This window comes from Streptomyces fractus (assembly GCF_049844455.1).
In the GTDB taxonomy this organism is placed as follows: domain Bacteria; phylum Actinomycetota; class Actinomycetes; order Streptomycetales; family Streptomycetaceae; genus Streptomyces; species Streptomyces fractus.
The window spans coordinates 9,490,081-9,516,422 of record NZ_JBMYHI010000002.1; the positions used below are offsets into that span (position 1 = coordinate 9,490,081).

At 71.4% G+C, this 26,342-nt stretch carries 27 protein-coding genes; 15 read left to right on the forward strand and 12 right to left on the reverse strand.

Going from position 1 to position 26,342, the window contains the following annotated elements; translation table 11 throughout:
* Positions 1-35 precede the first annotated feature (35 nt).
* From ACP4E5_RS45320 to ACP4E5_RS45335, 4 genes are all read right to left on the reverse strand, one after another.
* Positions 36-800, reverse strand: a complete 765-nt coding sequence (locus ACP4E5_RS45320) for an IclR family transcriptional regulator (RefSeq protein ID WP_425840900.1) — start codon at positions 798-800, stop codon at positions 36-38.
* Positions 801-917: 117 nt separating this feature from the next.
* Positions 918-2,441, reverse strand: a complete 1,524-nt coding sequence (locus tag ACP4E5_RS45325) for a cellulose binding domain-containing protein (protein WP_425840903.1) — start codon at positions 2,439-2,441, stop codon at positions 918-920.
* A 312-nt stretch (positions 2,442-2,753) separates the two neighbouring features.
* Positions 2,754-3,548, reverse strand: a complete 795-nt coding sequence (locus tag ACP4E5_RS45330) for an IclR family transcriptional regulator (RefSeq protein ID WP_425840906.1) — start codon at positions 3,546-3,548, stop codon at positions 2,754-2,756.
* Positions 3,549-3,550: 2 nt separating this feature from the next.
* On the reverse strand, positions 3,551-4,315 hold the full coding sequence (locus ACP4E5_RS45335) for an SDR family NAD(P)-dependent oxidoreductase (protein ID WP_425840909.1): 765 nt from the start codon (positions 4,313-4,315) through the stop codon (positions 3,551-3,553).
* Positions 4,316-4,590: 275 nt separating this feature from the next.
* On the opposite strand from ACP4E5_RS45335, the gene ACP4E5_RS45340 reads away from it, so the two are divergent.
* The 4 genes from ACP4E5_RS45340 to chcC2 all read left to right on the forward strand — a co-directional run bounded on the left by ACP4E5_RS45340 (position 4,591) and on the right by chcC2 (position 8,320).
* On the forward strand, positions 4,591-5,316 hold the full coding sequence (locus tag ACP4E5_RS45340; protein ID WP_425840912.1) for an SDR family NAD(P)-dependent oxidoreductase: 726 nt from the start codon (positions 4,591-4,593) through the stop codon (positions 5,314-5,316).
* 38 nt (positions 5,317-5,354) lie between these two features.
* Entirely contained in the window at positions 5,355-5,651 is a 297-nt protein-coding gene (locus ACP4E5_RS45345) for a YciI family protein (RefSeq protein WP_425840915.1), read from the forward strand.
* A gap of 57 nt (positions 5,652-5,708) precedes the next feature.
* Entirely contained in the window at positions 5,709-6,515 is an 807-nt protein-coding gene (locus tag ACP4E5_RS45350) for an IclR family transcriptional regulator (RefSeq protein ID WP_425840917.1), read from the forward strand.
* Positions 6,516-6,601: 86 nt separating this feature from the next.
* A complete protein-coding gene (gene chcC2, locus ACP4E5_RS45355) occupies positions 6,602-8,320 on the forward strand; it encodes a 4-oxocyclohex-2-ene-1-carboxylate 5-dehydrogenase (protein ID WP_425840920.1) in 1,719 nt (572 codons plus the stop codon).
* Positions 8,321-8,351: 31 nt separating this feature from the next.
* On the opposite strand, the gene ACP4E5_RS45360 is transcribed toward chcC2, so the two are convergent.
* On the reverse strand, positions 8,352-9,242 hold the full coding sequence (locus ACP4E5_RS45360; RefSeq protein WP_425840923.1) for a helix-turn-helix domain-containing protein: 891 nt from the start codon (positions 9,240-9,242) through the stop codon (positions 8,352-8,354).
* Positions 9,243-9,405: 163 nt separating this feature from the next.
* Between ACP4E5_RS45360 and ACP4E5_RS45365 the strand changes: the two genes are divergently transcribed.
* Positions 9,406-10,224, forward strand: a complete 819-nt coding sequence (locus tag ACP4E5_RS45365) for a phytanoyl-CoA dioxygenase family protein (RefSeq protein ID WP_425840926.1) — start codon at positions 9,406-9,408, stop codon at positions 10,222-10,224.
* 5 nt (positions 10,225-10,229) lie between these two features.
* Here the strand turns inward: ACP4E5_RS45365 and ACP4E5_RS45370 are convergent, their stop codons facing one another.
* Complete coding sequence (locus tag ACP4E5_RS45370; RefSeq protein ID WP_425840929.1) at positions 10,230-10,562, reverse strand: hypothetical protein; 333 nt, start codon at positions 10,560-10,562, stop codon at positions 10,230-10,232.
* A 207-nt stretch (positions 10,563-10,769) separates the two neighbouring features.
* Between ACP4E5_RS45370 and ACP4E5_RS45375 the strand changes: the two genes are divergently transcribed.
* The gene (locus tag ACP4E5_RS45375) at positions 10,770-11,429 is read left to right on the forward strand and encodes a GNAT family N-acetyltransferase (protein WP_425840932.1); all 660 of its coding nucleotides are present in this window, start codon (positions 10,770-10,772) and stop codon (positions 11,427-11,429) included.
* Between the two features lie 60 nt (positions 11,430-11,489).
* Here the strand turns inward: ACP4E5_RS45375 and ACP4E5_RS45380 are convergent, their stop codons facing one another.
* Positions 11,490-11,567, reverse strand: coding sequence for a 50S ribosomal protein bL37 (locus tag ACP4E5_RS45380; protein ID WP_370443954.1), 78 nt, complete (start codon positions 11,565-11,567; stop codon positions 11,490-11,492).
* A 211-nt stretch (positions 11,568-11,778) separates the two neighbouring features.
* On the opposite strand from ACP4E5_RS45380, the gene ACP4E5_RS45385 reads away from it, so the two are divergent.
* Both ACP4E5_RS45385 and ACP4E5_RS45390 read left to right on the forward strand, forming a co-directional pair.
* Positions 11,779-12,624, forward strand: coding sequence for a PP2C family protein-serine/threonine phosphatase (locus ACP4E5_RS45385; protein WP_425840935.1), 846 nt, complete (start codon positions 11,779-11,781; stop codon positions 12,622-12,624).
* A 108-nt stretch (positions 12,625-12,732) separates the two neighbouring features.
* On the forward strand, positions 12,733-13,713 hold the full coding sequence (locus ACP4E5_RS45390; protein ID WP_425840938.1) for an MASE1 domain-containing protein: 981 nt from the start codon (positions 12,733-12,735) through the stop codon (positions 13,711-13,713).
* A gap of 6 nt (positions 13,714-13,719) precedes the next feature.
* Here the strand turns inward: ACP4E5_RS45390 and ACP4E5_RS45395 are convergent, their stop codons facing one another.
* The 4 genes from ACP4E5_RS45395 to ACP4E5_RS45410 all read right to left on the reverse strand — a co-directional run bounded on the left by ACP4E5_RS45395 (position 13,720) and on the right by ACP4E5_RS45410 (position 16,715).
* Positions 13,720-14,478 carry a class I SAM-dependent methyltransferase gene (locus tag ACP4E5_RS45395; protein ID WP_425840941.1) on the reverse strand — a complete coding sequence of 253 codons (759 nt, stop codon included), beginning with the start codon at positions 14,476-14,478 and terminating at the stop codon, positions 13,720-13,722.
* Positions 14,479-14,617: 139 nt separating this feature from the next.
* Positions 14,618-15,067, reverse strand: coding sequence for a Fur family transcriptional regulator (locus ACP4E5_RS45400; RefSeq protein ID WP_425840944.1), 450 nt, complete (start codon positions 15,065-15,067; stop codon positions 14,618-14,620).
* Positions 15,067-15,273, reverse strand: coding sequence for a DUF2180 family protein (locus ACP4E5_RS45405; RefSeq protein ID WP_403841876.1), 207 nt, complete (start codon positions 15,271-15,273; stop codon positions 15,067-15,069). The genes ACP4E5_RS45400 and ACP4E5_RS45405 overlap by 1 nt, the downstream gene beginning before the upstream one ends.
* A gap of 107 nt (positions 15,274-15,380) precedes the next feature.
* Positions 15,381-16,715 (reverse strand): family 43 glycosylhydrolase, encoded by a 1,335-nt coding sequence (locus ACP4E5_RS45410; RefSeq protein WP_425840948.1) that lies wholly within the window; start codon positions 16,713-16,715, stop codon positions 15,381-15,383.
* A gap of 301 nt (positions 16,716-17,016) precedes the next feature.
* Here ACP4E5_RS45410 and ACP4E5_RS45415 point away from each other — a divergent pair, with 301 nt between their 5' ends.
* From ACP4E5_RS45415 to ACP4E5_RS45435, 5 genes are all read left to right on the forward strand, one after another.
* Positions 17,017-18,264: an ROK family transcriptional regulator gene (locus ACP4E5_RS45415; protein ID WP_425842166.1), complete on the forward strand. Its 1,248-nt coding sequence runs from the start codon at positions 17,017-17,019 to the stop codon at positions 18,262-18,264.
* Between the two features lie 19 nt (positions 18,265-18,283).
* Complete coding sequence (locus tag ACP4E5_RS45420; protein ID WP_425840951.1) at positions 18,284-19,096, forward strand: ABC transporter permease; 813 nt, start codon at positions 18,284-18,286, stop codon at positions 19,094-19,096.
* A complete protein-coding gene (locus ACP4E5_RS45425; protein WP_425840954.1) occupies positions 19,093-19,902 on the forward strand; it encodes an ABC transporter ATP-binding protein in 810 nt (269 codons plus the stop codon). Before ACP4E5_RS45420 ends, ACP4E5_RS45425 begins: the two co-directional genes overlap by 4 nt.
* Positions 19,903-19,970: 68 nt before the next feature.
* Positions 19,971-20,957 (forward strand): aliphatic sulfonate ABC transporter substrate-binding protein, encoded by a 987-nt coding sequence (locus ACP4E5_RS45430; RefSeq protein ID WP_425840957.1) that lies wholly within the window; start codon positions 19,971-19,973, stop codon positions 20,955-20,957.
* A 20-nt stretch (positions 20,958-20,977) separates the two neighbouring features.
* Complete coding sequence (locus tag ACP4E5_RS45435) at positions 20,978-21,790, forward strand: MOSC domain-containing protein (protein WP_425840960.1); 813 nt, start codon at positions 20,978-20,980, stop codon at positions 21,788-21,790.
* A 58-nt stretch (positions 21,791-21,848) separates the two neighbouring features.
* Here the strand turns inward: ACP4E5_RS45435 and ACP4E5_RS45440 are convergent, their stop codons facing one another.
* Positions 21,849-22,826, reverse strand: a complete 978-nt coding sequence (locus ACP4E5_RS45440; RefSeq protein WP_425840963.1) for a LacI family DNA-binding transcriptional regulator — start codon at positions 22,824-22,826, stop codon at positions 21,849-21,851.
* 292 nt (positions 22,827-23,118) lie between these two features.
* On the opposite strand from ACP4E5_RS45440, the gene ACP4E5_RS45445 reads away from it, so the two are divergent.
* Positions 23,119-24,480: an NCS2 family permease gene (locus tag ACP4E5_RS45445; RefSeq protein ID WP_425840966.1), complete on the forward strand. Its 1,362-nt coding sequence runs from the start codon at positions 23,119-23,121 to the stop codon at positions 24,478-24,480.
* Between the two features lie 48 nt (positions 24,481-24,528).
* The gene (locus ACP4E5_RS45450) at positions 24,529-26,247 is read left to right on the forward strand and encodes an adenine deaminase C-terminal domain-containing protein (RefSeq protein ID WP_425840969.1); all 1,719 of its coding nucleotides are present in this window, start codon (positions 24,529-24,531) and stop codon (positions 26,245-26,247) included.
* Positions 26,248-26,342 lie beyond the last annotated feature (95 nt).

The following is a 26,342-nucleotide window of genomic DNA, read 5'->3' on the forward strand; positions in this document are numbered from 1 at the left end:
CGGAGGGGATGACTGCGCGGTACGCAGCGGGTGGGTCAGGCCGTCCAAGAGGCGTGGCCGTCGCCGAGGCCGGCGGTGAGCCGAGCCAGGTCGGTGGCGCCGTCCGCGAGCACGTCCTTGGCGGACAGCGGGTCGAAGCGGGTCGCGGGGCCGACCGCGCAGAGCGTCACGGTCGGGCGGCCGGTGCGGCCGACGAGCGGGAAGGCGATGGCGGCGAGACCCTCGTCGGCGTACTCGGGGATCAGCGCGTAGCCCGCCTCCCGGATCTCGACGAGCTCCTCGTCGTCCGGGAGCGGGACTCCGCGTGCGCGCAGCGCCGCCAGGGTGTCGTCGTCGGCGTGGGCGATGAGCACCCGCCCCGTCGCGCCGCCCCGCAGCGACATCCGGCGGCCGAGCGCGAGCGTCACATGGGCGGCGGTGCCAGGCTCTGCGCGCTTCACCACGCGGGTCGCGTCGTCGTCGAGGACCGCGAGACACACCGACTGGCCGATGCGCTCGGCGAGGTCGGCGAGGACTCGCGAGACCCGCTCGCCGAACCCGGCGTGCTGAAGCGCGGCGTTCCCCAAGTGGGCTGCTTTCACGGTGAGTTGATACGCGCCGTCGGGCAGCTGCTCCATCCAGCCCGCGGCCACGAGCGTGACCAGCTGGCGGTGCACCTCGGAGCGTGTGGCACCGACGGCGCGGGCCAGCTCGGCCACCCGTACCGGGTCGGTGGTCTCGCCCACCACGTCCAGGAGGCGCAGCAGCTTGAGGGCGGAGCTCATGGGCTTGGTCGTGTTGTTCGCTTCATTGGTCGTCATAAAATGTAGGACACCATCCCGTATTTCGTGACGCCAATTATGAAGACCACCGCCGGAGTTGAGTCAAGAGGCAAACAACGGCCAAATGTTCAGGGATGGTTGGTGCGTCGTCGCACGTCAACGAATGTGTGACACGAACGCCTTCATGAACGCGCCGGTCGACTGACCCACCCCGCTGCACGTCGCCGCCGCAGGGCCGCCCGGGCCGTCGGGGCACGCGCGGTCGCGGGTCGCCGACCACAGGGAGACCCAGGCCATGCCCTTCGACTTGGCGAAGGCGCCGAGCTCGGCGGCGTCGGAGAGCGTGAAGACCTCTTCGTCGATGTCGTTGACACCGATCATCGGGGTGACGGCGACACGGTTCCACACCGCGCGGTCCGAGCCACCGACGATGTCCTTGAGCTGGGCGTGGGTGGCCTCGGCCGCGTCGATGGCGTACTTGCCCATGCGGTCGCGCGGGTGCGGCGCGGGGGAGGAGCCGAAGTTCATGGCCATGGCGTTGACGGAGCCGAAGTCGACACCGTGCTTCTTCGCGTTCCGCAGCAGGGCGAGGCCGTCGGCGGTGATGCCGCGGGGGAGGGCCGGCAGCGTGAACGACACGTCCAGGCCCGGGTGTTGGCGTTGCAGCGCGGCGACGACCCGGTTACGCCGGTCCACGCTCGCGCGGTCGGTCAGCGCGTCGCCCTCGATGTCGAAGTCGACCTTGGTCAGCTTGTAGTGGTCGATGACCTTCTCGTACGCGGAGGTGAGCCGGGACACCGACGTGCAGGTGCGGGCGAGTTCGCTGCCGCTCTGGCCGCCGAAGGAGACACGTACGTCGCCGCCCGCGGAACGCAGCGCGCCGATCCTGGCGGCGACCGGGTTCCCGTCGAGCGTCGACCTGCCCCACCGCGGGGTGCAGTCGCCCTTGGGCTTCACGAAGGCGAGGGTGTAGGTTTTCACGCCGGTGGTGCGGGCGGCCCGGGGCAGGTCGAAGGCGGGGGAGAGGGAGGTGTCGACGTAGGGGGCGAACGATGTGGACTTGGGTGGGGCGGTGGAGTGCGAGTGGGTCGGCTTCGGTTCCGGGGTGTGCTTCTTCGGCGGGGAGTGGGACGGCTTCGGGGCGGGTACCGCGTCGATGGTGCACGGGGTGCCGTCGACGGAGCAGTCCGTGGGGCGGTGCGTGCCGGACGTCGAGCGGGCCTTGAGGGCGAGAGTGACGGACTTCCCGGCGCCGACCGGGGTGTCGTCCTGGCGGGCTTCGGCGGTGACGTGTCGCCCCTGCACCACGTAGTGCGCGTGCGACAGGGACGAGAGGGTCGCGCCCTTCGGTAGCGTGAAGGACAACTTCCAGCCGGAGGCCGCGGACCCGCCGCCGTTGTGAATCACGTAGCGGCCGGTGAAGGCGTTCTGCGCGGTGGCCGTGCCCTGGTAGCGAGCGGTGAAGGAGGCCGGTTCGTCGCCGCCCGTGCTCAGCAGGATGCCGCCTGCCGTGGCCGCCACCAGCACGGCGCCGCCCGCCACGAACGCACCGGTGCGGTGAGCGGCGAGGGCCGCCCGCGTGCGCTCCGTCGCGGCGGCCGAGCGCGCGGACAGCCACGCGGCGGGCGAGGTGCGCGGCCTGCGGCGCTTTCCGGCGGGGCCTCGGGGCGGGGGCGCCATGCGGGTCCTTCACGATCGGGTGCGGGGCACGGCGGCACATCGTAGGCGCTGTGTTCGACTTGCGCCCGCCCGGTGCGCTCCGCGCACAACTACCCGTTTCTTGTTGTGAGTTATCTGACGCGGCATGCGTGACGTGTCGGGATGCTTGGCGCGAATCGTCTTGTGTACGTGCGACATCGGGCATGTCCGGCATGCTGATGTGCCAGGCGGTGGCGCGTTGAATCCGCGCCGGGCTGCACAACCCGTACAGACTCGCGGGGTGAGGGATGTGTCACATAGCCGACCGGCTGAACGTCCTTGCCGATCCGCCGGTCAGGACGGACCCTCGGCGTTCGAGGGCGTCGCCGCGTCGCCGAACAGCAACGCCGCGCGCCGCAGCCGCCGCGCAAGCAGGTCCAGCGCGTCGTCGTCTCCCCGGTCGGCGGGCACCGCGGCCATCAGCGCCATCCGGTCGCGCCAACTGCGCCCCGGAAGCGGCACGGCCACCGCGTTCATGCCCCACACGGACTCGCCCCGGCTCACCGCGTGGCCGCGCTCGCGCACGAGGGCGAGTTCGGCGAGGAGAGCGGTGCGCGACGTGATCGTGTGCGGGGTGACCTCCGGCAGCCGCTCCTCGGGGTACAGCGACAGGATCTGGTCGTCCGTCATGTGCGCGAGGAGGATCTTGCCGCCCGACGTGGCGTGGGCCGAGTGCGTGCGGCCCACCTCCAGCATCACGCGGACCGGATGCCGGGACTCGCGGCCGTCCGTGATGAGGATCTGGTCGCCCAGCAGCGCGACGCTCGTGACGGTCTCGCCGGTCCGGGCCGCCGCGTCGTCGAGGACGGGGGCCAGCGCCCGCCGAGCTTCCGGCCCGTACCCCGCCGGCCTGCCCAGACGCACCAGTTCGGGCCCCGCGCAGTAGCCGCGCCCCGAGGACTCGCGGATCACGAACCCGCGGCCCTCCAGCGTGCTGAGCACACGGTGCGCGGTGGAACGGGCCACCCCGAGCGAGCGCGCCGCGTCCGTCACCGACAGCGAGTCGTGCTCCATGAAGAGGAGCAGCAGGCGCAGACCGGTATCCAGGGACTCGATGACATAGCGCTGCGAGCGCTCGGGTTCGTTCATGGTCAGATCGCCGTGTAGCCACCGTCGACGACGAGTTCGGTGCCGGTGACGAAGCGGGACTCGTCGCCGGCCAGGAACACCACGGCGTTCGCGATGTCCGCGGGTGAACCACGGTGTCCCATAGGGGTGTTGTCGAGCATGCGCTGCGCGTACGCCGCCGCCTCCGGGGAAGGGTCGGCCGACAGCGACTTGCTCAACTCGGTCTCGATGGAACCCGGGTGAACGGAGTTCACGCGAATTCCGGACTTCGCGTACGTCGCCGCATCGGCCTTCGTCATCAACCGAACCGCTCCCTTTGCCGCGTGATAAAGCGGAATGCGCGCACCGCCGACGAGACCGTAGATGGACGACATGTTGACGATCGAGCCGCCACCGGTCTCCAGCATGTGACGCACCGCGTGCTTCGTGGAGAGCCACACCCCCTTGACGTCGACGGAGAAAACGAGGTCGAACTCCTTCTCCTCGACCTCGTGCGCCGGCTTCATCGGACCCGGCACGCCCGCGTTGTTGACCAGGATGTCGATGCGCCCGTAGGCCTCGACTATCGAGTCGAACGCCGCGCGCACCGACTCCTCGTCCACCACGTCGACCTGTCGGTACGCGGCATCGCCCCGGTACGAATCGGCCGGCGCCAGGTCGGCGACGACGACGGTGGCGCCCTGTTCGGCGAGCGCGTCACCGATCGCGGCACCGATGCCGCGCGCGCCTCCCGTGATCACGGCGACCTTGCCCTGCACGCGTCCCTCGCCCATCGTCAGCTCTCCCATTCCTCCGAGTCGATCGACGCCGCCGAATTGTCCCTCTGTGCGGGACAGGCTGGAATCCGGTGTTCTCGGATCGAATTGCTCTTTCATTTCGACCGTACACCCGAGGCCGGGCACCCTGAATTGATCGCCTCGGCTTTGTCCTTCTGTGCGGGACGGTAGAGGAAAGGGAATGGTGCGGGAACCACGTTTTCCATTGAGTGGAATTCCTGTGGAGCCGGTCGACGGCCCCTCCGAGACTCGGAGCGACCCCTTCGCCACGAACCTTCGGAGACCCCATGCGTACGGTCGTGATCACCGGTGCCGCCTCAGGACTCGGCAGAGCGCTCGCGGCCCGCGCCGCCGCCGACGGCTGGAGCGTCGCCCTGCTCGACCGGGACCAGGACACGGTGTCCGCCGCCGCCCGGGACCTCGGCGCCCTCGCCGTCACCGCCGACGTGACCCGCCCCGACGAACTCGCCGCCGCCTTCGCCACCGTGGCCGGGCGGCTCGGGCCCGTCCACGGCCTGGTCAACAGCGCCGGCCTCACCCGCCCCGGCCCCTCGCGAACCCTGCCCGCCGACGACTGGCGCACCGTCGTCGACGTCGACCTCGACGGCACCTTCTTCGCCTGCCAGGCCGCGTACGCACACCTCGCCGACGCTCCCTCGATCGTGAACGTCGCCTCCATCGCCGCCGCCCGCGGCCTGCCCGGACGCACCGCCTACAGCGCCGCGAAGGCCGGAGGCGTCGGCCTCACCCGCTCCCTGGCCGCCGAGTGGGCGGGCGCGGGCGTGCGCGTCAACGCCGTCGGGCCCGCCTGGGTCGACACCCCGCTGATCCGCGACATGGTCGAACGCGGCGCCCTCGACCTCGACGCGATGATCCGGCAGGTCCCGCTGGGCCGCCTGTGCACGGTCGACGACGTGGCGCAGGCCGTCCTCTTCCTGCTGGACGGCGAACGCTCCGGCTTCATCACCGGCCAGACCCTGTACGTCGACGGCGGGTACACCACTGCCGGATGATCGACCCTGCCCGCCCACCACGAACCGGAGAACGCCCCATGCCCCTCTACGCAGTGACGTACACCTACACCGACGACACCGCCGGCCGCGACACCCACCGCCCCGCCCACAAGGAATTTCTCGGCGCCCTCGCCGAGCAGGGCGTCAACCTGTGCTCCGGGCCCTTCGCCGAGGACGAGGACCCCGGCGCGCTGCTGCTGATACGCGCCGCGGACAAGGCGGCCGCGCTCGCCGCCACCGCACAGGATCCCTTCCGCGTCCAGGGGCTCGTCTCGGCCGTCGAGGCCCGCGCATGGACGCCCGTGCTCGGCCCGCTCGCCGAGCGGCTCGGCTGACCCCTCCTCGGCGTCCGGGTCTTGGCAGACCGGGCCCGGATACCGAGGATGACCCTCATGGCAAGATCGGAATCCGGCGAGTCGGTGCTGACCCGCGCGATGCGCATCCTGCGCCTGTTCACCGCCGCCGCCCCCGTGCTCACCGTCTCGGAGATCTCCCGGCGCGCGGACCTTCCCGTGGCGACCGCGCACCGTCTCGTCGGCGAGCTCGTCGACCTGGGCGCCCTGGACCGCACCGACGGCAAGGGTGTGCGCATGGGCGTCCAGATGTGGGAACTGGCATCCCGCTCCTCGCGCACCCTCGACCTGCGCCAGGCCGCCATGCCGTTCATGGAGGACCTGCTCTCCGTCGTCCGCCACCACACACAGATCGGCGTCCTCGAAGGCACCGACGTCCTCGTCCTGGAACGCCTCTCCGCGCGCAGTGCCGTCTCCAACGTCGCCCGCATCGCGGGCCGCCTGCCCGCGCACGCCATCTCCACCGGCCTCGTCCTCCTCGCCTACAGCCCGCCCGAGGTGTGGGAGCAGGCGCTCACGGGCCCCCTGGAGCGACACACACCCGGCACCGTCACCGACCCCGCGGAACTGCGCCGCCTGCTCGCACAGGTCCGCCGCGAGGGACACGTGGTCGCCCCCGAAATGATCACCGTGGGATCCACCGGGGTCGCCGCCCCCGTCCGCGACGAACGGGGACACGTCACCGCGGCACTCTCCGTCGTGCTCCCGAGCGACGAACCGCACCCGCGCGCCTGCGTGCCCGCGCTGCTCGCCGCCGCCCGCGGCATCTCCCGCACCCTCGGCGCCCCCGCGCCCGGCGAGCGGCCGGTGCGTACCCGCGGAGCGTCCCGGCTTTCCATTGAATGAAAGCGTCGTTGTTCCCAACTCCCGCATGTCAGCAGGGTGTTCACGGCGCCTCAAGCGCCAGGGCCGCACCTCGGAGAGGGAACATCATGGGCAACGCCACTGTCACGTACGACGTGCTGATCATCGGGTCCGGAGCCGCCGGAATCTGCGCCGCGCTCAGGGCGCAGCGCCAAGGGCTCGACGTACTCGTCATCGACAAGGACCGCTACCTGGGCGGCACTTCGGCCATCTCCGGCGGCTGGGGCTGGCTGCCCGGCAACCGGCAGGGCGTCGCCGAAGGTGACACCCGGGAGGAGGCGGAGACGTACATCAAGGCTCTCGCCGGGCCGTCCCACGACCCCGAGGCCGTCGCCGCGTTCCTCGACGAAGTGCCGCGCGCCATGGACTTCTTCGAGAACGAGGCGGGCATCGAGTTGCATTACCCGCAGATGGCCCCCGACTACCAGATGGACACGCCCGGCGCCCGCAAGTCGGGGCGCGCCGTCACCGTCGCCGCGACCAACGGCCGCATCCTCGGCCGCAACCGGCTGCGCGTGCAGCCCTACCTGTACCCGTACACCGTCTTCGGCTACATGCCGGAGATCGGCCCCGACATCGCCACCTTCATCAAGGCCAACCGATCCCTGAAGGCCTTCGCCCACGTCACCCGCAAGCTGACCCGCACCTGGGCCGAAAGCCTGCTGTTCCGCCGCTCGTTGGTGCGCACCAACGGCAACGCCCTGATGACCCGGCTGATCGCCGCCGCCACCGATGCCGGCATCCCGATGTGGACCCGCACCCGGGCGACACGCATCCTCAAGGACGACAACGGGGTCGTCACCGGCGCCGAGATCGAGGGCGCCCGCACCGGGACGGTGCACGCCCGGCTCGGCGTCGTGATCGCTGCAGGCGGATTCTCCGGCGACCGCGAACTGCGGCGCCGCCACTTCGGCCACGACCCGCGCGGCGACAACCACATCACGCCCACCGTCGGCCACCAGGGCGACGGCTACCGGCTGGCCCACGCCGTCGGCGGTGTCATGAACTCCGCGCCCCACCAGCCCGCCTCCTGGGGCCCGGTGACGGTCTGGAAGAACCTGCGCGGACAGGACCGCATCTTCCCCCACCTGCGCGCCTTCGGACTGCCCGGCCTCATCGCCGTCAACCGCCGCGGCGAACGCTTCGCCAACGAGTCGTACTCGTACCACGACTTCGGCGTCGAAATGATCAAGGAGGACGCGGGGGAGCGCGACACCCACGGCTGGATCATCGCCGACCGCAAGGCCATGCACACCTACGGCATCGGCTACGCGAAGCCCTGGCCGCTGCCCACCTGGTACTTCAAGAAGGTCGGGTACCTCGTCCAGGGACGCACCGTCGCCGAACTCGCCGCCCGCATCGGCGTCCCCGCCGGCACCCTCGGCCGAACCCTTGAGGTGTTCAACGAAGGCGCGGCGCGCGGCGAGGACCCCGCCTTCCGGCGTGGCTCCAACTGGTTCCACCATTTCAAGGGCGACATGGAGCACAAGCCCAACCCGAACCTCGCACCCATCGACAAGGGCCCCTTCTACGCCGTGAAGATCCAAATGGGCGACCTCGGCACCTACGCGGGCCTGTCGGTCAACACCCGCAGCGAGGTCCTCACGGAGACCGGCGAGGCCGTCCCCGGCCTGTACGCGGTCGGCACCTCCGCCGTCTCCGTGTTCGGCGGCGGCTACCCCGGCTACGGAGCCAACATCGGCCCCGCGATGGTCTTCGGCCACCAGGTCGGCCGCGACATCGCGGACCACGCGCGGGAACGGGCGGAGCGCGCGGCGAAGGCGTGACCCCGCGGTGCCGCGCCCCTCGCCAGCTGCCTCACCCCTCCGACGTGCCCGCCCGGTACACGCTCGGCGGCACCCCGAAGCGTTCCCGGAAGGCGCGGCTGAAGTGGAAGGGGCTCGCGAAACCCGCGGCACGGGCGACCTGGCCGATGTCCAGATCGGTGGCGTCCAGGAGCCGCTGGGCGTGGCCGAGGCGCGCCGCGCGCACGGCCTGCATTGGCGTACGGCCGGTCTGCTCGGCGTAGAGGTGCGCGAACCGCGAGGGGGACAGGGCGACTCGACGCGCGAGGGAGTCGACCGTGTGCGGGCCGCCGGGGTCCGCGGCGATGATCGCGTCGGCCCGCCCCACGCGCGGATCGTGCGGCGCCGCGGCGGCCCGGCCCGCCGCGGCGGTGGACCCGGTGGCCAGGAGCAGCACCTCCTCGATCGCGCCGAGCGCCAGTTCCCGGCCGGGCCCGGCGGAGGCGATCGCGATGCCCGCCGGGTCCTGCGCGGGCGGCGCCTCCCCGCCGGCCCAGCGCGCGTCGGTGTGCAGCCGCCGGAAGGCCGCGTCGACCCGGCCGCGCGCGGCTCCCGGCACGCCCGTGACGCAGTACACCCCGCCGTCCCGGCCATGGCCGCGCAGCCAGGCGGGCCAGGCCGCGCGCGGCTGGAAGTGCACCCACCAGCCGCCCCAGGAACGTACGGTGGCGTCCGTGCGGTAGGCATGCCGGCGGTGGGAAGGGAGCACGGCGAGGTCGCCGGGCCGCTGCGCGATCCAGGGACCGCTTCCCCGCACCTGGCCGCGCCCCTGCGAGGTCCACATGAGCAGCCAGTTGGCGGCGCCCGCGGCGCGGGTCACCCGGTAGTCGGCCGGCTCCGAGAACCGCGAGGCGACGAGCAGTTGCGCCGGCGGAGACGGAGTGTCCGCAGCAGTTTCAGGCATGTGCGCGCTGGTGCCCGTCATTCGGTGTCTGCCGCCCCCGGCCGTAGTTTCGGATCGGTTCCGCTTCCTCGCGGACCGCGAGTCCGCAGCAGTGCAGCACACGGTCCGCGTGTGCTCAAGACGTGTGCTCCATGAGATGCCCGACGGCCGAGAGGAACATCCAGTGCAGACCAGAGAGTTCGACGTCCCCGACCCGGTCGCCTTCGAGGAGCAGTTCCGCACCCGTGGCTACGCGATCGCCCCCGCCCTCTTCGACGCCGCCGAGGCACGCGAACTCACCGACGAGTTCATGCGCTTGCAGGCCTCGGGCCCCGTGCCCGGCCACTTCGAGCCCGCGCGGCAGCCGGCAGACGGCCCCCTCGACCCTCTCCTCGCGTACCCCCGCGTCATGCAGCCGCACCGCTTCAACGACCTGGCGCGGCGCCGACTGCTCGACCCCCGCCTCGCGCGCATCCTGGCCGGCCTCTTCGGCGAGGAACCGCTGGCCGCGCAGAGCATGTTCTACTTCAAGCCGCCCGGCGCCCGCGGCCAGGCCCTGCACCAGGACAACTTCTATCTGCGGGTCGAACCGGGAACCTGCATCGCCGCCTGGGTCGCCCTCGACCGCATCGGCCGGGACAACGGCGGCCTCGAAGTGGTCCCCGGCACCCACCTGATGGACCTGTTCTGCCCGGAGGAGGCCGACGCGAGCGTGTCCTTCGCACGCGAGTACGTGCCACCGCCCCCGGGCCTCGTCCCCGAGCCCGTCGACATGGAACCCGGCGACGTCCTCTTCTTCAACGGCACACTGGTCCACGGATCGGGCCCCAACCGGACGGCGGACCGCTTCCGCCGCTCGTTCATCTGCCACTACGTCGGCCGGTCCACCGAGCGCATCGCCGGCTACTACGGCCTGCGGACGATGGACGGGCAGGCGGTCGAGGCGGCGGAGAGCACCGGCGGCGGCCCGTGCGGAAACGAGTTCGCTCCGGCCCCGCACTGACACCCTCACGCCGTCTCAGGCCCCGACCTTCCGTTGATCTTGTCGATGGCCTGGCGTGCCTGCTCGCCCGGAGCGCGCCCGTTCGGGACGGACACCGGAAGGGCCGTGGCGCCGGTCTGCGCCGGCTTCGCGTGGGAGGCGGGCGGCGCGGGCGGACGGGAGCGCAACCGGTGGCTCACCGCCTCGTCCAGCGTCACGGCCCGCTGCGCCCGCGCGGCGAGCCTGCTCGCCTCCTGCCCGATCGCGGCGACGTCCTCCCACGTCAACCGCAACACCACGGCGAGCTCCGCCTCACCGTCCGGCAGTGCGTGCAGCGGTAGTTGGCCGGATTCCGACATCTCTACGGTCCTCCTCCACGCCTCACGGCGCGTAGCGAGCAGTGCGTCGCACAGAGATACGCGCGCCCCGGCAGACCCGTTCAGCCTCCGCACCGACGCGATGGGCGGTAGGCGGTGGGTGGTAGGCGCGGAAAGGAGATGAGCGGCGGCGCGGGCTCCGATAGCGTCGCGGCCTCAGAGCCACGCCGTCGAGAGGAGCTTGATGCCATGCGTCCCTGGCTGGAGGTGCCCGCGCTCGAAGGAACCCTCGTCGCTCTGGAGCCGCTGTCGGCCTCACACACCGACGACCTGGCTCGCGCGGCCGAGGAGCACCGCGGCAGCTACGACTTCACGCTGGTTCCCCGTGGCGACCAGGTCGGCTCCTACATCGAGAGCCAGTTCGCCCGCGTCGCACAGGGGCTCGTCCCGTTCGCTCAGATCCGGCGCGACGACGGACGCGCGGTGGGGTGCACGGCGTACTGGGACCCGCGGTTCTGGCCGGGCCCGGAGCCGGGTCGGGATAGGGAGCTGCGCGCCGTCGAGATCGGCTTCACGTGGCTCGGCGCGTCCGCGCAGGGCACCGGGATCAACGCCGAGGCCAAGCTCCTCCTCATGACGCACGCCTTCGAGACGCTCGGGGCGGCGCGGGTCGACCTCAAGACCGATGCCCGCAACGAACGTTCACGACATGCCCTGGGCGCCCTGGGCGCCACCTTCGAGGGCGTACTGCGGAACTGGTCGATGTCATGGGCCCCGGGGGAGGAGGGGCGGCTGCGGGACTCGGCCATGTACTCCGTCGTCGCCGCGGAGTGGCAGCGGGTCAAGGCCGGGTTGACCGAGCGCGTCGCCCGCCATGCGGACGGACGCCGCGCCGGGCGCTCCGCCTGACATGTGAGAGCGGGGCGGCGGAAGTGCTCCGCCGCCCCGCTCTCTCGCTGCCGTCAGTCGTCAGGACTGCGGACGGCTGCCGTGGTTGGCGCCGTTCTTGCGGCGGGCCTTCTTCTTACGGCGTCGCTTCGAGGACATCGATACCTCCCAGGGTGTGGTGTTTCTTGTCGTTCTCCCTGGATCTGTCCAGGCAGCGCACGGGCTCATACCCGTGATCATGCGTGCCTAATGTGTGTTCTGGGTCACATGTTTTTTGAGGCTGGGACAGCCGGAACGGACGGCCCGTTGACGTGCGATGGGGGCGGCGCGCGGGCACAGTGGGGAAAAATCTCCTGGAACGGGGCGAACGATGTTCCGCAGCGAGTCCCTCGAGGACGGTCAGGAGCTGCTGGCCAAGCTCACCGCGCTCACCGCCCGCGCTCGGGAACTGGCGCAGCTGCAACGCTCACGGGTCGAACTGGCGGTGGCCCTCCAGCGGGGCATGCTGCCCCGCGACCTGCCCCGCCCCGACGGCGTCCGCCTCGCCGTGGGCTACATGCCCGCCAATCACGGGCTCAACGTCGGCGGCGACTGGTACGACGCCTTCACCATGGCCGACGGCCGCATCGGTCTGTCCATCGGCGACGTCCAGGGGCACAACATCCAGGCCGCCGCGTACATGGGACAGGTCCGTGTCGTGCTGCGCGCGCTGGCCTCCGTCACCGGGGATCCGGGGGAGTTGCTCGGCCGCACCAACGACCTCCTGGTCTCCCTGGACACGGACCTGTTCGCCACGTGCACCTTCCTGCGGCTCGACCCGGCCAGCGGCACCCTGGAGTGCGCGCGGGCCGGCCACATCCCGCACATCTGGGCCACCGCCGACGGCCGGTCCGGCATCGACGAAGAGGAGGGCGGACCCCCGCTCGGCGTCCTGGAGGGCGCCTCCTTTCCCGTCGCGTGCCACCGGCTCACCACGGGTGGTGTCTTCGTGCTGCCCACCGACGGCGTGGTCGAGGGCCCCTCCCTCGACCTCGACGAGGGACTCGGCAAGGTGCGGCGGCTCGCCGAGGTCACCGCCGCGGCCGGTCTCGGCGTCGACACACTCGCCGCGGGTGTGATGAAGCTGGCGGATTCGGTGGGTCACGAGGACGACGCCGCCGTCCTCGTCGTCGGCCACGACGTCGGCTCGGTGGGGCGGCGGCCACCGCCCGGCTGAGGGGCGCGCACACCCACACGGGCGGATGGCTTCACGTGGCCGACGGGACGGGGGCGGTGTCTGATGGCTGCTGTGGTGGTTTCTCGGCGGTTCCGGCCGGCCATGGAGATGGCCCTGAAGGCACTCGCTGTGGCTGCCTGCTATTACGCGGCAGGGCGCCTCGGCCTGCTCGGCCGGGTCGGCGTCGAGGGCGTGGTGGTCACCCCCATCTGGCCGCCGACCGGCGTCGCCGTCGCCGGCCTCCTGGTGTTCGGCGTGGGCGTCTGGCCCGGCATCGCCCTCGGCTCCTTCCTCGCGATCGCCTCGCTCACCACACCCGATCTCATCTCGGTCGTCACCGTCGCCGGCAACACAGCGGGCCCGCTCTGCGCCCTTCTGCTGCTGCGCGCGGTCGGATTCCGGCCCGATGTGTCACGGCTGCGCGACGGCACCAGCCTGGTCTTCCTCGGCGGCCTCGGCGCCATGCTGATCAGCGCGACGGCAGGCGTCGCGCCACAGGTGTGGACGGGATCGCTCGCCCCGGGGGACTTCCTGCCCGTGTGGCTGGCCTGGTGGGTGGGCGACGCCATGGGCGTACTGGTCGTGACCCCGCTGCTGCTCGTGCTGTTCCGGGGCACGCTCCTGCCCCGCCGGCGGGCGGCGGGGCGCATACCCGTCCAGCGCTGGGCGGAGGCCGTGTGCCTCGGGATCGCGGTCCTGCTGCTCGTACCGTTCTCCGTGCTCAGCTCGCCGAGCATGCTCTTCCTCGTGTTTCCCCTGCTGATCTGGGCGGCTCTGCGGTTCGAGCTCGCCGGGAGCATGCTGTGCGCGCTGTTCTCCTCCGTGGTCACGACCTACGCGGCGCACGTGGAGCGGGGCTCGTTCCTCGACCTGACCAACATCGAGGTCCTGACCAAGCTCCAGGCCTTCAACGGGGCCGCCGCGCTGACGGCCCTCCTGTTGTCCGCGCTGGTCACGGAGCAGCGCGCCACCCGGCACTCGGTGCAGCACGCCTGCAACGAACTCGCCGAACTGCTGGAACACCTCGCGGCGGGCGAGGACCCGACGGAGTCCTCCGGCAGACGCCCGCCCGAGGAGTCCGACGATTGACCGGCGTCAGGGGCGCCGGGCGGTGAGCAGCTCGAAGGGCGGGTTGGCCTCGTAGTCGTCCCAGAACCCGGCGGGGAACGCCGCGCGGCCCCCGGCCGAGACGGCCAGCGGCGACCAGGCGACGTCGGTGAAACCGGCCCCGGTCAGGGCCTCGGCGTAGACCTCGCGGCGCGGCAGGCCGGCGACGAAGGAGACCGGCTCTGGATCCAGATACGCGGTGACGCGCACCCGCGGGCCCACCTCGATGCTGCTGCCCTCCAACTCGCAGTGGAAGCCGTACGGGCGCGGGCTCGGGCCGTCGAAGTCGTAGTCGGGGCTCTGGTTGAGGGCGTAGAAGGTGCCGCCGGGACGGACGGCGGCGTGGATGGTGCGGCACATGGCCGTCATCGCGTCGACCGTCTCCGAGTAGTTGAGCAGGTTGACCGCGGTGGCGATGTCGTAGCGGCGCCCGCCGAGCACGTCGGTGGTGGCGACGTCGCCGACGGCGTAGCGCACGCCGAGCGGGTCGGCGTCCTCGATGCGGCGGGCGACGTCGACCATCTCGCCCGACACGTCGACGCCGCACACTTCGGTGGCACCGCGCCGTTTGAACAGGCGGCTGTAGAAACCGGTGCCGCATGCGAGGTCGACGACGGACCTGCCGGTCACATCGCCGACCAGTTCCAGAAAGCTGGGCACTTCCACATAACGGGCCAGATGGAGGGCCTTGAAGCCCTCGAACGCCTCGCCGATCCGGTCGTACTGCTGCTCCGCGCTCGTGCTCACGATGCCTCCCCGTAAGGGCTCGGTGATGTCTGCGAGCAGTCTTCTCGCGGAACACCACAGGGGCCGACTGGCAGGAGCCACAAAGATCTCGGCGCCGGCTCGGGCGCGTGCACAAGGCCCGCACACCGGGGCCCTGGTGTCAGGCGGGCAGCTCCGACGCGCTGCGGCAGTCCGCGCACCGGCCCCACCAGGTGACCTCGGCCTCGTCCACCGTGAAGCCGCTGTCCCGGGCCGGTTCGAGGCAGGGGGCCGCGCCGACGGCGCAGTCCACGTCCTCGATCCGGCCGCAGGACCGGCACACCATATGATGGTGGTTGTCCCCCACGCGCACTTCGAACCGGGCGGGAGAGCCCGCCGGCTCGATGCAGCGCACGAGGCGGACCCGGGTGAGGTCCTCCAGGACGTTGTAGAGCCCCTGGCGCGACAGGCCCGCGGAGGATCCCTCGGGCCCGGACCGTGCGATGCGCTCCTCCAACTCGGCCGCGGACACGTGCGGCCGGCCCTGGAGCGCGGCCAGTACGGCGCGCCGCTGCGCCGTACTGCGCAGGCCCTTGCGCTTGAGCAGCTCGCCCGCGTCCTGGCCGGTCATTACGCGGCCTCGGCGGCCAGGCAGGTGCGGCAGACGACGCGCCGTCCGGCGAGACGGCTGGTCGAGCGGCTCATGCCGTTGGCCCGCTGTACGTGCGTGGCGAGCACGCGCGAGTGGTCGTGGCAGGTGGCCAGGCCGCAGCGGGTGCAGATGCCGATGCCGGTCGAGTCGGGACGGTTCTCCTGAATGCAGTCGTAGCAAGCCATGGGGGCCTCCGTGGTGATTTGTTGCCGGAGGTGGCAGGCGTCACTGGCTGCACTGATTTGTACCTCGGTCACTTCCAAAGTACGTCCCAGTTTGGATCGAGTCCAATCTAGGTCCGCTTCACGTACAGACGGTTGCCCTTCGGTCCGGTCCACTCCAGGCGTACGACACCGGCGACCGCGGCGTCGCCGGAACGGGACGGGTCGGCCCAGTAGCCGAAGGCGGGATTGCGGAAGAACGTCGCCCACAGGCCGCCGTGGTGGTCCTCGAAGAAGTTGTTGTGCCCGGCGCCGACGCCCGCGGTCCACCGCTTCGAGTACGGGCCCTCGAGGCGGTCGGCGACGGCGACGACCGCGTCGTACTGGTACTGCGTGCGGCCGGTGCCCGGCGGGTCGTAGGCGTGGCGTGTGCCGCCGTCGGTGGTCGTGGAGGCGCGGTCCCACGCCGCGTGCACCAGGAAGTACTTGCCGCCGTACTTGAAGACGTACGCGCCCTCCAGGTACGGCTCGGGCGCGTACGGGGTCTGCTGGAACGCCGGGAGGTTCGTCGTCGGGACGATGTCCTCCATGTCGTCGCGGAACTTCGCGTAGACGTTGTTGTGCAGCACCAGCCAGGCGTCCGGGCCCTCGCTGTAGAGCCCGCCGTCGATGTGGTGGTACGCGCCGGGTTCGATGAAGGCGGGCCCGCCGGGCACCGGGTCGCCGAACGGCTTGTCGAGATTGCCGTCGACGAGCCGGTAGGGACCCGCGACCCCGCCCTCGCTCACGAGCATGAAGGAGCCGACCTTCTTGGAGTGGTCGCCCATGCACGCGACGATGTACCACTTGCCGCGGAAGCGGTGCAGTTCGGGCGCCCAGGCGTTGGCGCGCTTGCCGAACTGCTCGTCGTACCAGTACTCCTGCCACGGCGCGACCACCGTGCGCCCCGGCCGGTTCTCGTCCACGAACTCCGGCGACCAGACCTTGCCGCGCTCGGCGCCGGGCCGGATGCCGGTGGTGTCGGCGAGGCGCCACGGGCCGTGCAGCGACGGGGCGGTCCACACGAAGATGCCGTCGTTCCAGGGCCCCGCCGCCGCGAGGCCGGGCACGCGGGTGGTTCCGGTGGCCACGTACAGCGGACGGCCGTCCACGACGAAGCAGTTGACGTAGGTGTCGCGCATCCACACACGCCCCAACTCCTTGTCGCGAGGGCGGAGTTCGAGCGGCAGGACGAAGGAGTTGTCCTCGCGCGGCCAGAGATCCTTCCGGGTGTCCGCGACCCCGTACGGTTCGAGGGTGGGCCAGTTGGGCGGATACGGCCGCCCCGGGGCAGGCCGGGCTGGCCGGGCGGACTGGGCGGCGAGCGCGGAGCCCGCCGGGAGTGCCACCGCCCCCATCGTCCCGGCGATGCCGGCCAGCACTCCGCGGCGGCCGATGTGCGCTGCGTTGGTCTCTTCCCGGGTCATCAGGCGTGGCTCCTCGGCTGGTCGGTCTCGGGTGTGCGCTGCATGCTTCAGCGTGGCCAACATTTAAGTCAAGAGCTCCTACAAAAATGGGCGCGGGAGTGGCGCTCCGGGAGCGGCGAGGGTGCTGGTCAGCGGCGAATGTTGCAGTCGTGTGGCGTTCCCCGAACGTGACGTGACCCGGTCGCGCACGGCGCACCCTTGTGTCGTCGCAGGTCAAGTCCGTTGCGGGGTAGTGCAGTTGCGGAAAGAGGCCTCGCGGATATTTCAGTCCGACTCATTGACGAAAATCGTCGGCCCTCACATGCTGTGCGGCATGCACGAACACGACGGCCCGCTGACGCGGCTCCGGCGCGGCCACGAGCAGTCCGTTCTCGAGCTGCTGCGCAAGCAGGGCCCGCTGAGCCGCGCCGAGTTGGGCATCCGCAGCGGACTCTCCCGCACCACGCTCCACGACATCGTCGCCGACCTGCTGGGCCGCGGCGCCGTGGTCGCGAGCACCCCGCAGGTCGAGACACGCAAGCGCGGCCGACCGGTGGAGAAGCTCAGCCTCAACCCGGCCGCGGGCGAGGCCGTCGGCATCGACTTCGCACGCCGCGCCGTGCACGTGGCGGCCGTCAACTTCGCCCACGAGGTAGTCGGTTCGGCGAGCGAGCCACACGCCCCGGACCTCTCCTGGCCCGAACGCGTCGCGCTCGCGGAACGGCTCCTCGACGCCCTGGCCACCGGCCCGCCCGACGCCGATGCGGACGCGGCCGACGGCCAGGGTCGTTCCTGCGGCGTACACCTCGACGCGCTCACCGCCATCGGGGTCGGCGTCGTCGGACCGATCGCCGACCCCGGCAGCGAGCACGCCCACGCCCAGGGCATCGACGGCCTGCCCGACCTGCTGCGCAAGCGGTTCGGTGTGCCGGTCCTGCTGGACAACAACACCCGGCTCGCCGCCCTCGCCGAAGCGGTCTGGGGCGCGGCCGCCGACAGCAGCGACGTGCTCTACCTGCGCCTTTCGCACGGTGTCGGCGGCGGCCTGGTCGTCGGCGGCACGCTGCACCGCGGCCGGTACGGCCTGTCCGGCGAGTTCGGGCACATCACCGTGGACCCCGTGGGCCGCACCTGCGAATGCGGCGGCACCGGCTGCCTGGAGACCCGCGCCTCGCTCGAGGCGGTGCTGTCCCGCTACCGCGAATCCGGCGGCCGGGCCGAGGACCTGGCCGGGTTCCTCGAAGCGGTCACCGCGGCGGAACCGGTGGCCCTGTCGGTCCTCGAACGCGTCGGCAGCGATGTCGGCGGAGTGCTGGCGGCGGTCTGCCACGTCGTCGGCGCGGGCGTCATCGTCGTCGGCGGCGAACTCGCCGAAGCGGGCCCCGCCCTCCTCGACCCGGTCGAACGCACCCTGCGCCGGCACCTGATGCCGATGGCCCACCACCACGTGGACCTGCGCCGCGCGACGCTCGGCGAGGCCGGCAGCGCGCTCGGCGGCATCGCCCTCGTCCTCCACGAATCCCCCCTGCTCACCCAGTACCCGCAGCCCGTCTCCGAGGAGCACGCGTGAAGCCATCAGCGAGGAATCCATGGCTGTGATCACCCCCGCCCAGAAGACCACCGCCGAGACCCGGCGGCAGCAACCGCGCCGCGGCCGCGGCCGACCCCTGATCCTCAACGTCGTGGCCGTGGCGGCGGGAATCGCCCTATGGGCCGTCGTCGCCACCCTGGGCTGGGTCGAGAACCTGCCCACACCGGCGGCCGTGGCCGAGAAGGCCGGCACCATGATCTCCGACGGCACCCTGGCCGACGACACCCTCGCCAGCCTGCGCCGCGTCCTGTCCGGCTACGCCCTCGGCGTGCTCGCGGCGGTCCCGGTCGGCTTCCTCATGGGCTGGTACCCGACGGTGCGCGCCCTGGTCGAGCCGTACATCCAGTTCTTCCGCACCATCCCGCCGCTCGCGCTGATCCCGCTGGCCGTGGTGCTCCTCGGCATCGGCGAGGTGCCGAAGATCGCCGTGATCTTCCTGGCGTCGTTCATGGCCTGCGTCGTCTCCTCCTTCCAAGGGGTCGTCGACGTCGACAAGACACTCATCAACGCGGCCCGGGTGCTCGGCGCCTCGGACCGCACCATCTTCGCCAAGGTGGTCGTCCCCGCCTCCACCCCGTTCATCCTCGTCGGCATGCGCATCGGTCTCGGCGCGTCCTGGGCGACCGTGGTCGCCGCCGAACTCATCGGCGCCCAGGAGGGGTTGGGCTATCGGATGCAGAAGGCGTCCACCTGGTTCGAAATGGACACGATCTTCGTGTCCCTGATCACCATCGGAGTCCTCGGGCTCGTCATGGACCGGCTCCTGCTGCTGGCCGAGCGACGCCTCACGGGCTGGCAGGAGCGTCGATGAACAGCAAGGCAGTGCAGGACAGGGTGACGGACAGCAAGATCAGCTTCCGGGATGTGGTGAAGACCTTCCCGCTCAAGGGGGCCACCTTCACCGCGCTCGACGGCATCAGCCTGGACATCGCGGACCAGGAGTTCGTCACGGTCGTCGGACCCTCCGGCTGCGGCAAGTCCACCCTGATGAGCATGGCCGCCGGACTCCAGGAGGCCGACTCGGGCGCCGTCCTGGTCGACGGCACCCCCGTGTCGGGGCCGGGTCCGGACCGCGGCGTCATCTTCCAGCAGTACGCACTCTTCCCATGGTTGACGGTCCGTCAAAACGTAGAGTTCGGGCTCAAGTTGGCTCACACGCCCACCGCGGAGCGGCGCCGCCGCGCCGAGGCGGCCATCGCCCTCGTCGGCCTGGACGAGTTCGCCGACGCCCTGCCCAAGACGCTGTCCGGCGGGATGAAGCAGCGCTGCGCCATCGCCCGCGCCTACGCGGTCGACCCCCAAGTCCTCCTGATGGACGAGCCGTTCGGCGCGCTCGACGCCCTGACCCGGGTGCAGCTGCAGGACCAGCTCCTCGCCACCTGGAGCCAGGAGAAGCGCACCGTCCTGTTCATCACCCACGACGTCGACGAGGCCGTCTATCTCGCCAGCCGCGTCGTCGTGATGGCCGCGCGCCCCGGCCGCATCCACCGCGTCGTCGAGGTCGACCTGCCCTACCCGCGCACCGAGGAGATCCGGCTCTCGCCCGAGTTCCGGCGCATCCGTAACGAGGTGTGGACCTCGGTCTACCACCAGGACACACCGCCCAAGGCCGCCTGACGCCTCGTCACCCGCCACTCGCTCCCCGTAGCAGAACTCCCCGCGCACCACCTGAGAGGACATCCAGCATGCCCAGAAGCAGGATCAGGCGCACCACCCTCACCGTGCTGCCCGCCGCCCTGATGCTCCCGCTCTCCCTCACCGCCTGCTCCGGCAGCTCCTCGGGGGACGACAACACGGTCCGCTTCGGCTACATCGCCGACTACAACGGCGCCAGCCTGCTGGCCATCGCCGAGAAGCAGGGCCTGTGGAAGAAGGCCGACCTCACCGCGAAGGTGAAGTCGTTCAACAACGGCCCGGTGCAGATCCAGGCGCTCAACGCCGGCAGCCTCGACTACGGCTACATCGGCCCCGGCGCCATGTGGCTGCCCGCATCGGGCAAGTCCAAGGTCATCGCCATCGACACCCTCACCTACGCCGACCGTGTCATCGGGCAGCCGGGCATGAAGTCCATGAAGGACCTCAAGGGCAAGAAGGTGGGCGTGCCCGAGGGCACCTCCGGCGACATGATCCTGAACATCGCCCTGGCGAAGGCGGGGATGACGACGAAGGACATCACCAAGGTCAACATGGACCCGTCCACCATCGTCTCCGCGTTCTCCTCCGGAAAGATCGACGGCGCCGGCTTCTTCTACCCCGCCATCGACACCATCAAGAAGAAGGTCCCGGGCCTGAACGAGATAGCGAGCACCAAGGACACCAAGGACTCGTTCCCCACCGCGTTCGTCGCCGGCAACAAGGTGCCCGAGGACAAGAACAAGAAGGTCGTCAAGGTGCTCCAGCAGGCCAACGACTGGCGCCAGGAACACCCCGACGAGACCATCTCCCTCACCGCCAAGATGCTCCAGGTCACCGAGGCCCAGGCCAAGGCCGACGCCTCCCACGTCGAGACCCTCTCCACCAAGGACCTGGTCGCCAAGACCAAGAGCGGTGAGGTGGACACGTGGCTGAAGAAGCTCGGCGACTTCTTCGTCCGCAACAAGCAACTGGACGACAACACCGACCCGGGGAAGTATTACGGGGCCGATCTGTACTCGGAGACGTACGCGAAGTAGAAGCAGGGGAGCACAGGGCCATGACACCCGTTCCGGCACTCCAGGTCACCTCGCTGACGACCACCGCCATCAAGGGACTCGGGGTCGTGCGGCGCGACGAGGTCGAGCTGACGAGGACGGGGGTGGCGGGTGACCGGGCCTTTCTCCTGGTGGACGCGGAGGGCAACCTGCTGTCCATGACCCGCACCGGCGCCTGGGCCGGACACACCGCCCACTACGCGGCGGAGTCCGGGACCCTGACGGTGACCTGCCCGGACGGCACCGAGGTCACCGGCGACGTGCGCCTCGGTGACCCGTTGGAGGTCGACTTCTTCCGGCATCACACGGTGCCCGGACGCGTGGTCGAAGGGCCCTGGGCCGAGCTCTTCTCCGACCGCGTGGGTCAACCGGTGCGGCTGATACGCCCCGACACCGACAACGGCGGCGTCGACCTGCGGCCCGTCACACTCCTCGGCGACGCCTCCGTGGCCGAACTCGCCCACCGCTCCGACCTCGACGCGGTCGACGGACGACGCTTCCGCATGACGCTCGGCTTCTCCGGCGGCGAACCCCACGCCGAGGACACGTGGGAGGGCCGGACGCTGCGTGTCGGCTCGGCGGTGCTGCGCGTCGAGGGCCCGGTGAAACGGTGCGGCGCGGTGAACCGCGACCCGGTCGACGGCTCCGGGGGAGTGCGCGCACTGTCCCTGATCAAGGGCTACCGGGGCCTCGGCCGGAGCACCCTGGGCCGCGGCGTCCTGTTCGGCGTGTACGCGGACGTCCTGACACCGGGCCGGATCAGGGTCGGCGACACACTCGAACTGGACGCGGATACGGCGGCGTTGAACGACTGAGCCGGCCGCCGACCTGTGAACGACGCCCCACCGCCGCCGACCCGTGGGTGACACCCCGTCAGGACCGCCGCGGCGGCGCCGTCGACGCGCGGAGCACCGGCGCCGCCGGCACGCGTGAGGTCACCGTGCGCCGCTGCCCGGCGACCAGTTCGTGGAGGCGGGTGACGGCGAGCGTACCGACCTCCCGCAACGGCACGTCCAGCGCGGTCACCGGCGGGGTCGTCGCGCCGAGCGTACTCAGGTCGTCGGCCGCCGCCAGACTGATGTCCCCCGGAACACGCCGCCCGGCCGTGCCGAGCCCGTGCAGCAGCCCGAGCGCGAGATAGCTGTTGTACGCGAGAACGGCCGTCGCGGCCCCGGGCAGTGAGCACGCGGCCTCGATGCCCGCGTCGAACGTGGGCGGCAGCGGGCCCAGCACATGGACGTGGGCGCCCGCCTTCGAGGCCTGCGCGGTGAGCGCCGAACGACGCTGCTCGTCCGCCCAGGAGCCCGCGGGCCCGGACACGTAGGCGATCTCGCGGTGGCCCAGGTCCAGGAGGTGGCCGAGGAGTTCGGCGAGGCCCGCCGCGGTGTCGGCCACGACGGCGGGCAGCCGCCCCACCTGGCGGTCGACGAGCACCAGCGGCCGACGGCGGAAGCGCTCGCGCAGCGCCGCGTCCGTGCCCACCGGAGTCACCATGATCAGCCCGTCGGCCTGCTCGGACAGCCGGTCGGCGAGGGCGGCCTCGCGCTCCGCGTCGTACTCGGAAACGGCGATGAGCAGATGGCTCTCGGTGTCCTCCGCCGCCTGCTGCGCGCCCGTGACCAGGGGAGCGAAGAAGGGGTTGGAGAGCGTCGGCACGATCAGGCCGACCAGTCCTGTGCGTCCTGTGGTCAGGGCGCGGGCCGCCGCGTTGGGCTGGAAACCGAGCCGGTCCGCGGCCTCCCGCACCCGCATCCGGGTGCCCTCCGCGACCATGTCGGGGCGCTGCAACGCCCGCGAGGCGGTGGCCTTCGACACCCCCGCCGCGTGCGCCACGTCCATGAGCGTCGCCACTGCTGCCCCCTGCTCGCCGTCCCGACCGTCTGCCGCGGCCGTCCGTCCGGCCGACGGTCCGGCCGTCTCTATCGGCCGGTGTGTCCGGCCCGGTGTCCCGAGGTTCTGTCCGGGCCACTGTTCACTTTCGCTTTATGCCGTGCCATGATACCTGCAACCGGTCTCTGCAACCGGTTGCAGAGACCGGTTGCAGAGACCGTACCCAGCCGGGTGCCCGCACGCCCCGCGCCACATCCTCGCGCCGACGCCGTCGCGGACCGCCCTGCCCACCCCTCATCCCGCCGAGGTCCCCATGTCCACCACCGCTCCGCCCTCCGGCGAGCAGGCCGACGCCGCCCCCGAGCCCGCCTCGCTCGTCGAGCGGCTCTTCCGCGTCCGCGGCCGCGGCAGCACACCCCGCACGGAACTCGTCGCCGGCGCCTCGATGTTCATGGCCGCCGCCTACGCCGTCGTCGTGGTCCCCGGCCAACTGGCGGGCGCGGGCGTGCCGCACGGCGCCGCGACCACCGCCGTCATCATCGCCATCGCGCTGGCGACCCTGGCGATGGGTCTCATCGCGAACCTCCCGTTCGTCGTCGCACCCGGCCTCGGCGGGGTGGCGCTGATCGCCTTCACCATCGTCGGCCAGGACCACGTCCCCTGGGACACGGCGCTCGGCATGGTGTTCTGGTCGGGCGTCGCCTTCCTGGTGCTGACCCTGCTCGGCATCCGTGACCTCGTCACGCGCCTGATGCCGATGAACCTCAAGTACGCGATCAGCGGCGGCCTCGGCCTGTACATCGCCCTCATCGGCTTCCGCGACGCCGACCTCGTCGTCGGCAACGCCGACAAGGCGGCACTCGCCGTCGGCGACCTGTCGAAGCCCGCCGGACTGCTCGCCCTTGCCGGCCTGCTGCTGCTCACCGCGCTGGCCGCGCGCAAGGTGCCCGGCGCGTTCCTCATCACCATCGCGGCGGTCACGGTCGTCGGCATCCCGCTGGGTGTCACGGACGTCCCGGACAGCCTCTTCTCGGCCCCCGACTCGCCCGGGCCGCTGCTCTTCCACATCGACATCCTCGGCGCGCTCAAGCCGGAGTACTTCCCGTACATCTTCGCCTTCTTCGTGTCCGAGTTCTTCTCCATGACCGGCACCCTCCTCGCCGTCTCCGGCCGCGCCGGGCTGCTCGACAAGGACGGCAACATTCCCGGCTCCCGCCGCCCCTTCCTCGTCGACTCCGTCTCCGTGATGGGCGGTTCGGCCGTCGGCGCCCCGTCGATGACGGCCTACCTGGAGTCCTCCGCCGCGGCCGACGCGGGCGGCAAGACGGGCCTCGCCTCCGTGTGGGCGGCGTGCGGCTTCGCGCTGCTGCTGCTCCTCACGCCGTTCGCAACGCTGATCCCCTCGGCGGCCACCGCACCCGTGCTGATCTACATCGGCCTGAACATGCTCGGCGCCCTCAAGAACGTCGACTTCAAGGACCCGACCAACGCGATCCCGGCGGCCCTCACCGTCGCGACCACCCTGTTCTTCGGCAACTTCGGGACCGGCATCGCGGTCGGGCTCGCGGCCCACGTCCTCGTCAAGACCGTCAGCGGCCGCGTCCGCGAGGTGCCCTGGCCGCTGTGGATCGTCATGGTCCCGCTGGGCTACTACTTCTACACACTCGTTCCGTAACGGCGCCCCGCCCCACGTGACGACCCCCTTGCGAAGGAGCACGACCCCATGAGTGAGCAGCACGACCTCCGGATCAGCGGCGGGCGCGTGGTGTCCACCTTCACCGGCGAGGAGTTCGCCGCGGACGTCCTCGTACGGGGTGACACCATCAGCGCGGTGCTGCCCCCGGGCACCCCGGCCGACGCCCGCGAGGAGATCGACGCGGCCGGCATGCTGGTCGTCCCCGGCTTCGTCGACGCGCACATGCACATCGAGAGCGCGTTCCTGACGCCGCAGGAGTTCGCCGCGGTGACGCTCGCGCGCGGCACCACGACCGTCCTCGCCGACCCGCACGAGATCGTCAACGTGGCCGGGCGCGACGCCATGCGCTGGATGATCGACGCCGGCCGGGAGACCGCCCAGACCCAACTCTGGGGTGTGCCCTCGTGCGTGCCCGCACTGGAGGGCCTGGAGCACGCCGGGGCCGCACTGTCCGCCGAAGACATCGCGGAGATGCTGCGCTGGCCCGGAGTGATCGCGCTCGGTGAGGTCATGGACTACCGGGCCGTCGTCGCGGGCGACCGCAGGATGCACGAGATCACCGCCGCCGCCCGCGCCCAGGACGTCGTCCTCGACGGCCACTGCCCGAACCTGACCGGCGCCGAACTCAGCGCCTACCTGGCCACCGGCGTCGACTCCGACCACACCAAGAACCGCACCGAGGTGGTCCTGGAGAAGGCCCGCCTCGGCATGACGATGATGCTCCAGGAGAAGTGCCTCAGCGGCGAGGTCGCCGAGGCACTCCTCGCGCTGCCGCAGCTCCCGCCGCTGTGCCTGGTGACCGACGACCTCGCCGCCGACCACATCGTCGACAAGGGCCACCTCGACCACATCGCACGGGTGGCCGTGGCCGCCGGATTCCCCGCGCACGTCGTCCTGAAGGCGCTCACGTGGACGCCGGCCCAGCGCCTGCGCCTCCATGACCGCGGCGTCGTCTCGCCGGGAAAGCGCGCCGACCTGGTGCTGCTGCGCGGCGAACTCGCCTCGTTCGACCCGGCGTTGGTGCTCTCCGGCGGGCACGTGGTGGGCCGCGACGGTGCGCCCGCACGCTCGACGGCGGACACCGCGGCCTCTGCCGTCGCACCGCTCGACAGCCGCGTCGACGTCGAGCCCCAGGACGCGGACACGTTCCGCTGGACCGTCGACCTGCCCGACGGCGAACACACCTTCCGTGCCATGCGGGTCAACGAACGGGACACCTACACCGAGGCCGCGGAGATCCAACTCCCGGTCCACGCGGGGGAGGTGCAGTGGGAGGGCCGCACCACCCTCGTCCGCGTCCGCAACCGCTACGGACGCGACGGCGCGGTCTTCGCACCCCTCCTCGGCCGCGAACTGACCGACGGCGCGGTGGCCTCGACGTACGCCCACGACAGCCACAACCTCCTGACCATCGGCACCTCCCGTGCCGCCATGGCCGCCGCCGCGGCGACCGTCGTCGCGGACGGGGGAGGCGTCGCCGTCGTCGCCGGACCCGAGGGCGAGTCGCTCGCGGCACGCATGCCGCTGCCCGTGGGCGGGGTGCTGTCGGCCCGCCCGGCCGGGGACGTCGCCGACCAGGCGGCCGCGGTGCGGGCGGCGCTGGAGAACTGGGGCTGGCGTCACCTCAACCCGTTCATGAGCGTGTCGACCCTGACCCTCGCCGTCTCACCCGCCCTCAAGATCACCGACCGCTCCCTGGTCGACGTCGTGCGCCGCGAGGCCGTGGGGGCGACGAAGGGCGCCTGACCGGCGAGGCGCAACTGCCCATAACTGCACGCCTTTTGTCCGTTTCGAATCCGCAATTGACCATGTGTTCAGAGGGGGTGGGGTGCGCGAGCTGC

What these genes read in the sequence shown, in the direction of transcription:
- ACP4E5_RS45320 (WP_425840900.1), bottom strand. Translation starts at nt 800, where the DNA reads ATGACGACCAATGAAGCGAACAACACGACCAAGCCCATGAGCTCCGCC.
- ACP4E5_RS45325 (WP_425840903.1), bottom strand. Translation starts at nt 2,441, where the DNA reads ATGGCGCCCCCGCCCCGAGGCCCCGCCGGAAAGCGCCGCAGGCCGCGC.
- ACP4E5_RS45330 (WP_425840906.1), bottom strand. Translation starts at nt 3,548, where the DNA reads ATGAACGAACCCGAGCGCTCGCAGCGCTATGTCATCGAGTCCCTGGAT.
- ACP4E5_RS45335 (WP_425840909.1), bottom strand. Translation starts at nt 4,315, where the DNA reads ATGGGAGAGCTGACGATGGGCGAGGGACGCGTGCAGGGCAAGGTCGCC.
- ACP4E5_RS45340 (WP_425840912.1), top strand. Translation starts at nt 4,591, where the DNA reads ATGCGTACGGTCGTGATCACCGGTGCCGCCTCAGGACTCGGCAGAGCG.
- ACP4E5_RS45345 (WP_425840915.1), top strand. Translation starts at nt 5,355, where the DNA reads ATGCCCCTCTACGCAGTGACGTACACCTACACCGACGACACCGCCGGC.
- ACP4E5_RS45350 (WP_425840917.1), top strand. Translation starts at nt 5,709, where the DNA reads ATGGCAAGATCGGAATCCGGCGAGTCGGTGCTGACCCGCGCGATGCGC.
- chcC2 (WP_425840920.1), top strand. Translation starts at nt 6,602, where the DNA reads ATGGGCAACGCCACTGTCACGTACGACGTGCTGATCATCGGGTCCGGA.
- ACP4E5_RS45360 (WP_425840923.1), bottom strand. Translation starts at nt 9,242, where the DNA reads ATGCCTGAAACTGCTGCGGACACTCCGTCTCCGCCGGCGCAACTGCTC.
- ACP4E5_RS45370 (WP_425840929.1), bottom strand. Translation starts at nt 10,562, where the DNA reads ATGTCGGAATCCGGCCAACTACCGCTGCACGCACTGCCGGACGGTGAG.
- ACP4E5_RS45375 (WP_425840932.1), top strand. Translation starts at nt 10,770, where the DNA reads ATGCGTCCCTGGCTGGAGGTGCCCGCGCTCGAAGGAACCCTCGTCGCT.
- ACP4E5_RS45380 (WP_370443954.1), bottom strand. Translation starts at nt 11,567, where the DNA reads ATGTCCTCGAAGCGACGCCGTAAGAAGAAGGCCCGCCGCAAGAACGGC.
- ACP4E5_RS45385 (WP_425840935.1), top strand. Translation starts at nt 11,779, where the DNA reads ATGTTCCGCAGCGAGTCCCTCGAGGACGGTCAGGAGCTGCTGGCCAAG.
- ACP4E5_RS45390 (WP_425840938.1), top strand. Translation starts at nt 12,733, where the DNA reads ATGGCCCTGAAGGCACTCGCTGTGGCTGCCTGCTATTACGCGGCAGGG.
- ACP4E5_RS45400 (WP_425840944.1), bottom strand. Translation starts at nt 15,067, where the DNA reads ATGACCGGCCAGGACGCGGGCGAGCTGCTCAAGCGCAAGGGCCTGCGC.
- ACP4E5_RS45405 (WP_403841876.1), bottom strand. Translation starts at nt 15,273, where the DNA reads ATGGCTTGCTACGACTGCATTCAGGAGAACCGTCCCGACTCGACCGGC.
- ACP4E5_RS45410 (WP_425840948.1), bottom strand. Translation starts at nt 16,715, where the DNA reads ATGACCCGGGAAGAGACCAACGCAGCGCACATCGGCCGCCGCGGAGTG.
- ACP4E5_RS45415 (WP_425842166.1), top strand. Translation starts at nt 17,017, where the DNA reads ATGCTGTGCGGCATGCACGAACACGACGGCCCGCTGACGCGGCTCCGG.
- ACP4E5_RS45420 (WP_425840951.1), top strand. Translation starts at nt 18,284, where the DNA reads ATGGCTGTGATCACCCCCGCCCAGAAGACCACCGCCGAGACCCGGCGG.
- ACP4E5_RS45425 (WP_425840954.1), top strand. Translation starts at nt 19,093, where the DNA reads ATGAACAGCAAGGCAGTGCAGGACAGGGTGACGGACAGCAAGATCAGC.
- ACP4E5_RS45430 (WP_425840957.1), top strand. Translation starts at nt 19,971, where the DNA reads ATGCCCAGAAGCAGGATCAGGCGCACCACCCTCACCGTGCTGCCCGCC.
- ACP4E5_RS45435 (WP_425840960.1), top strand. Translation starts at nt 20,978, where the DNA reads ATGACACCCGTTCCGGCACTCCAGGTCACCTCGCTGACGACCACCGCC.
- ACP4E5_RS45445 (WP_425840966.1), top strand. Translation starts at nt 23,119, where the DNA reads ATGTCCACCACCGCTCCGCCCTCCGGCGAGCAGGCCGACGCCGCCCCC.
- ACP4E5_RS45450 (WP_425840969.1), top strand. Translation starts at nt 24,529, where the DNA reads ATGAGTGAGCAGCACGACCTCCGGATCAGCGGCGGGCGCGTGGTGTCC.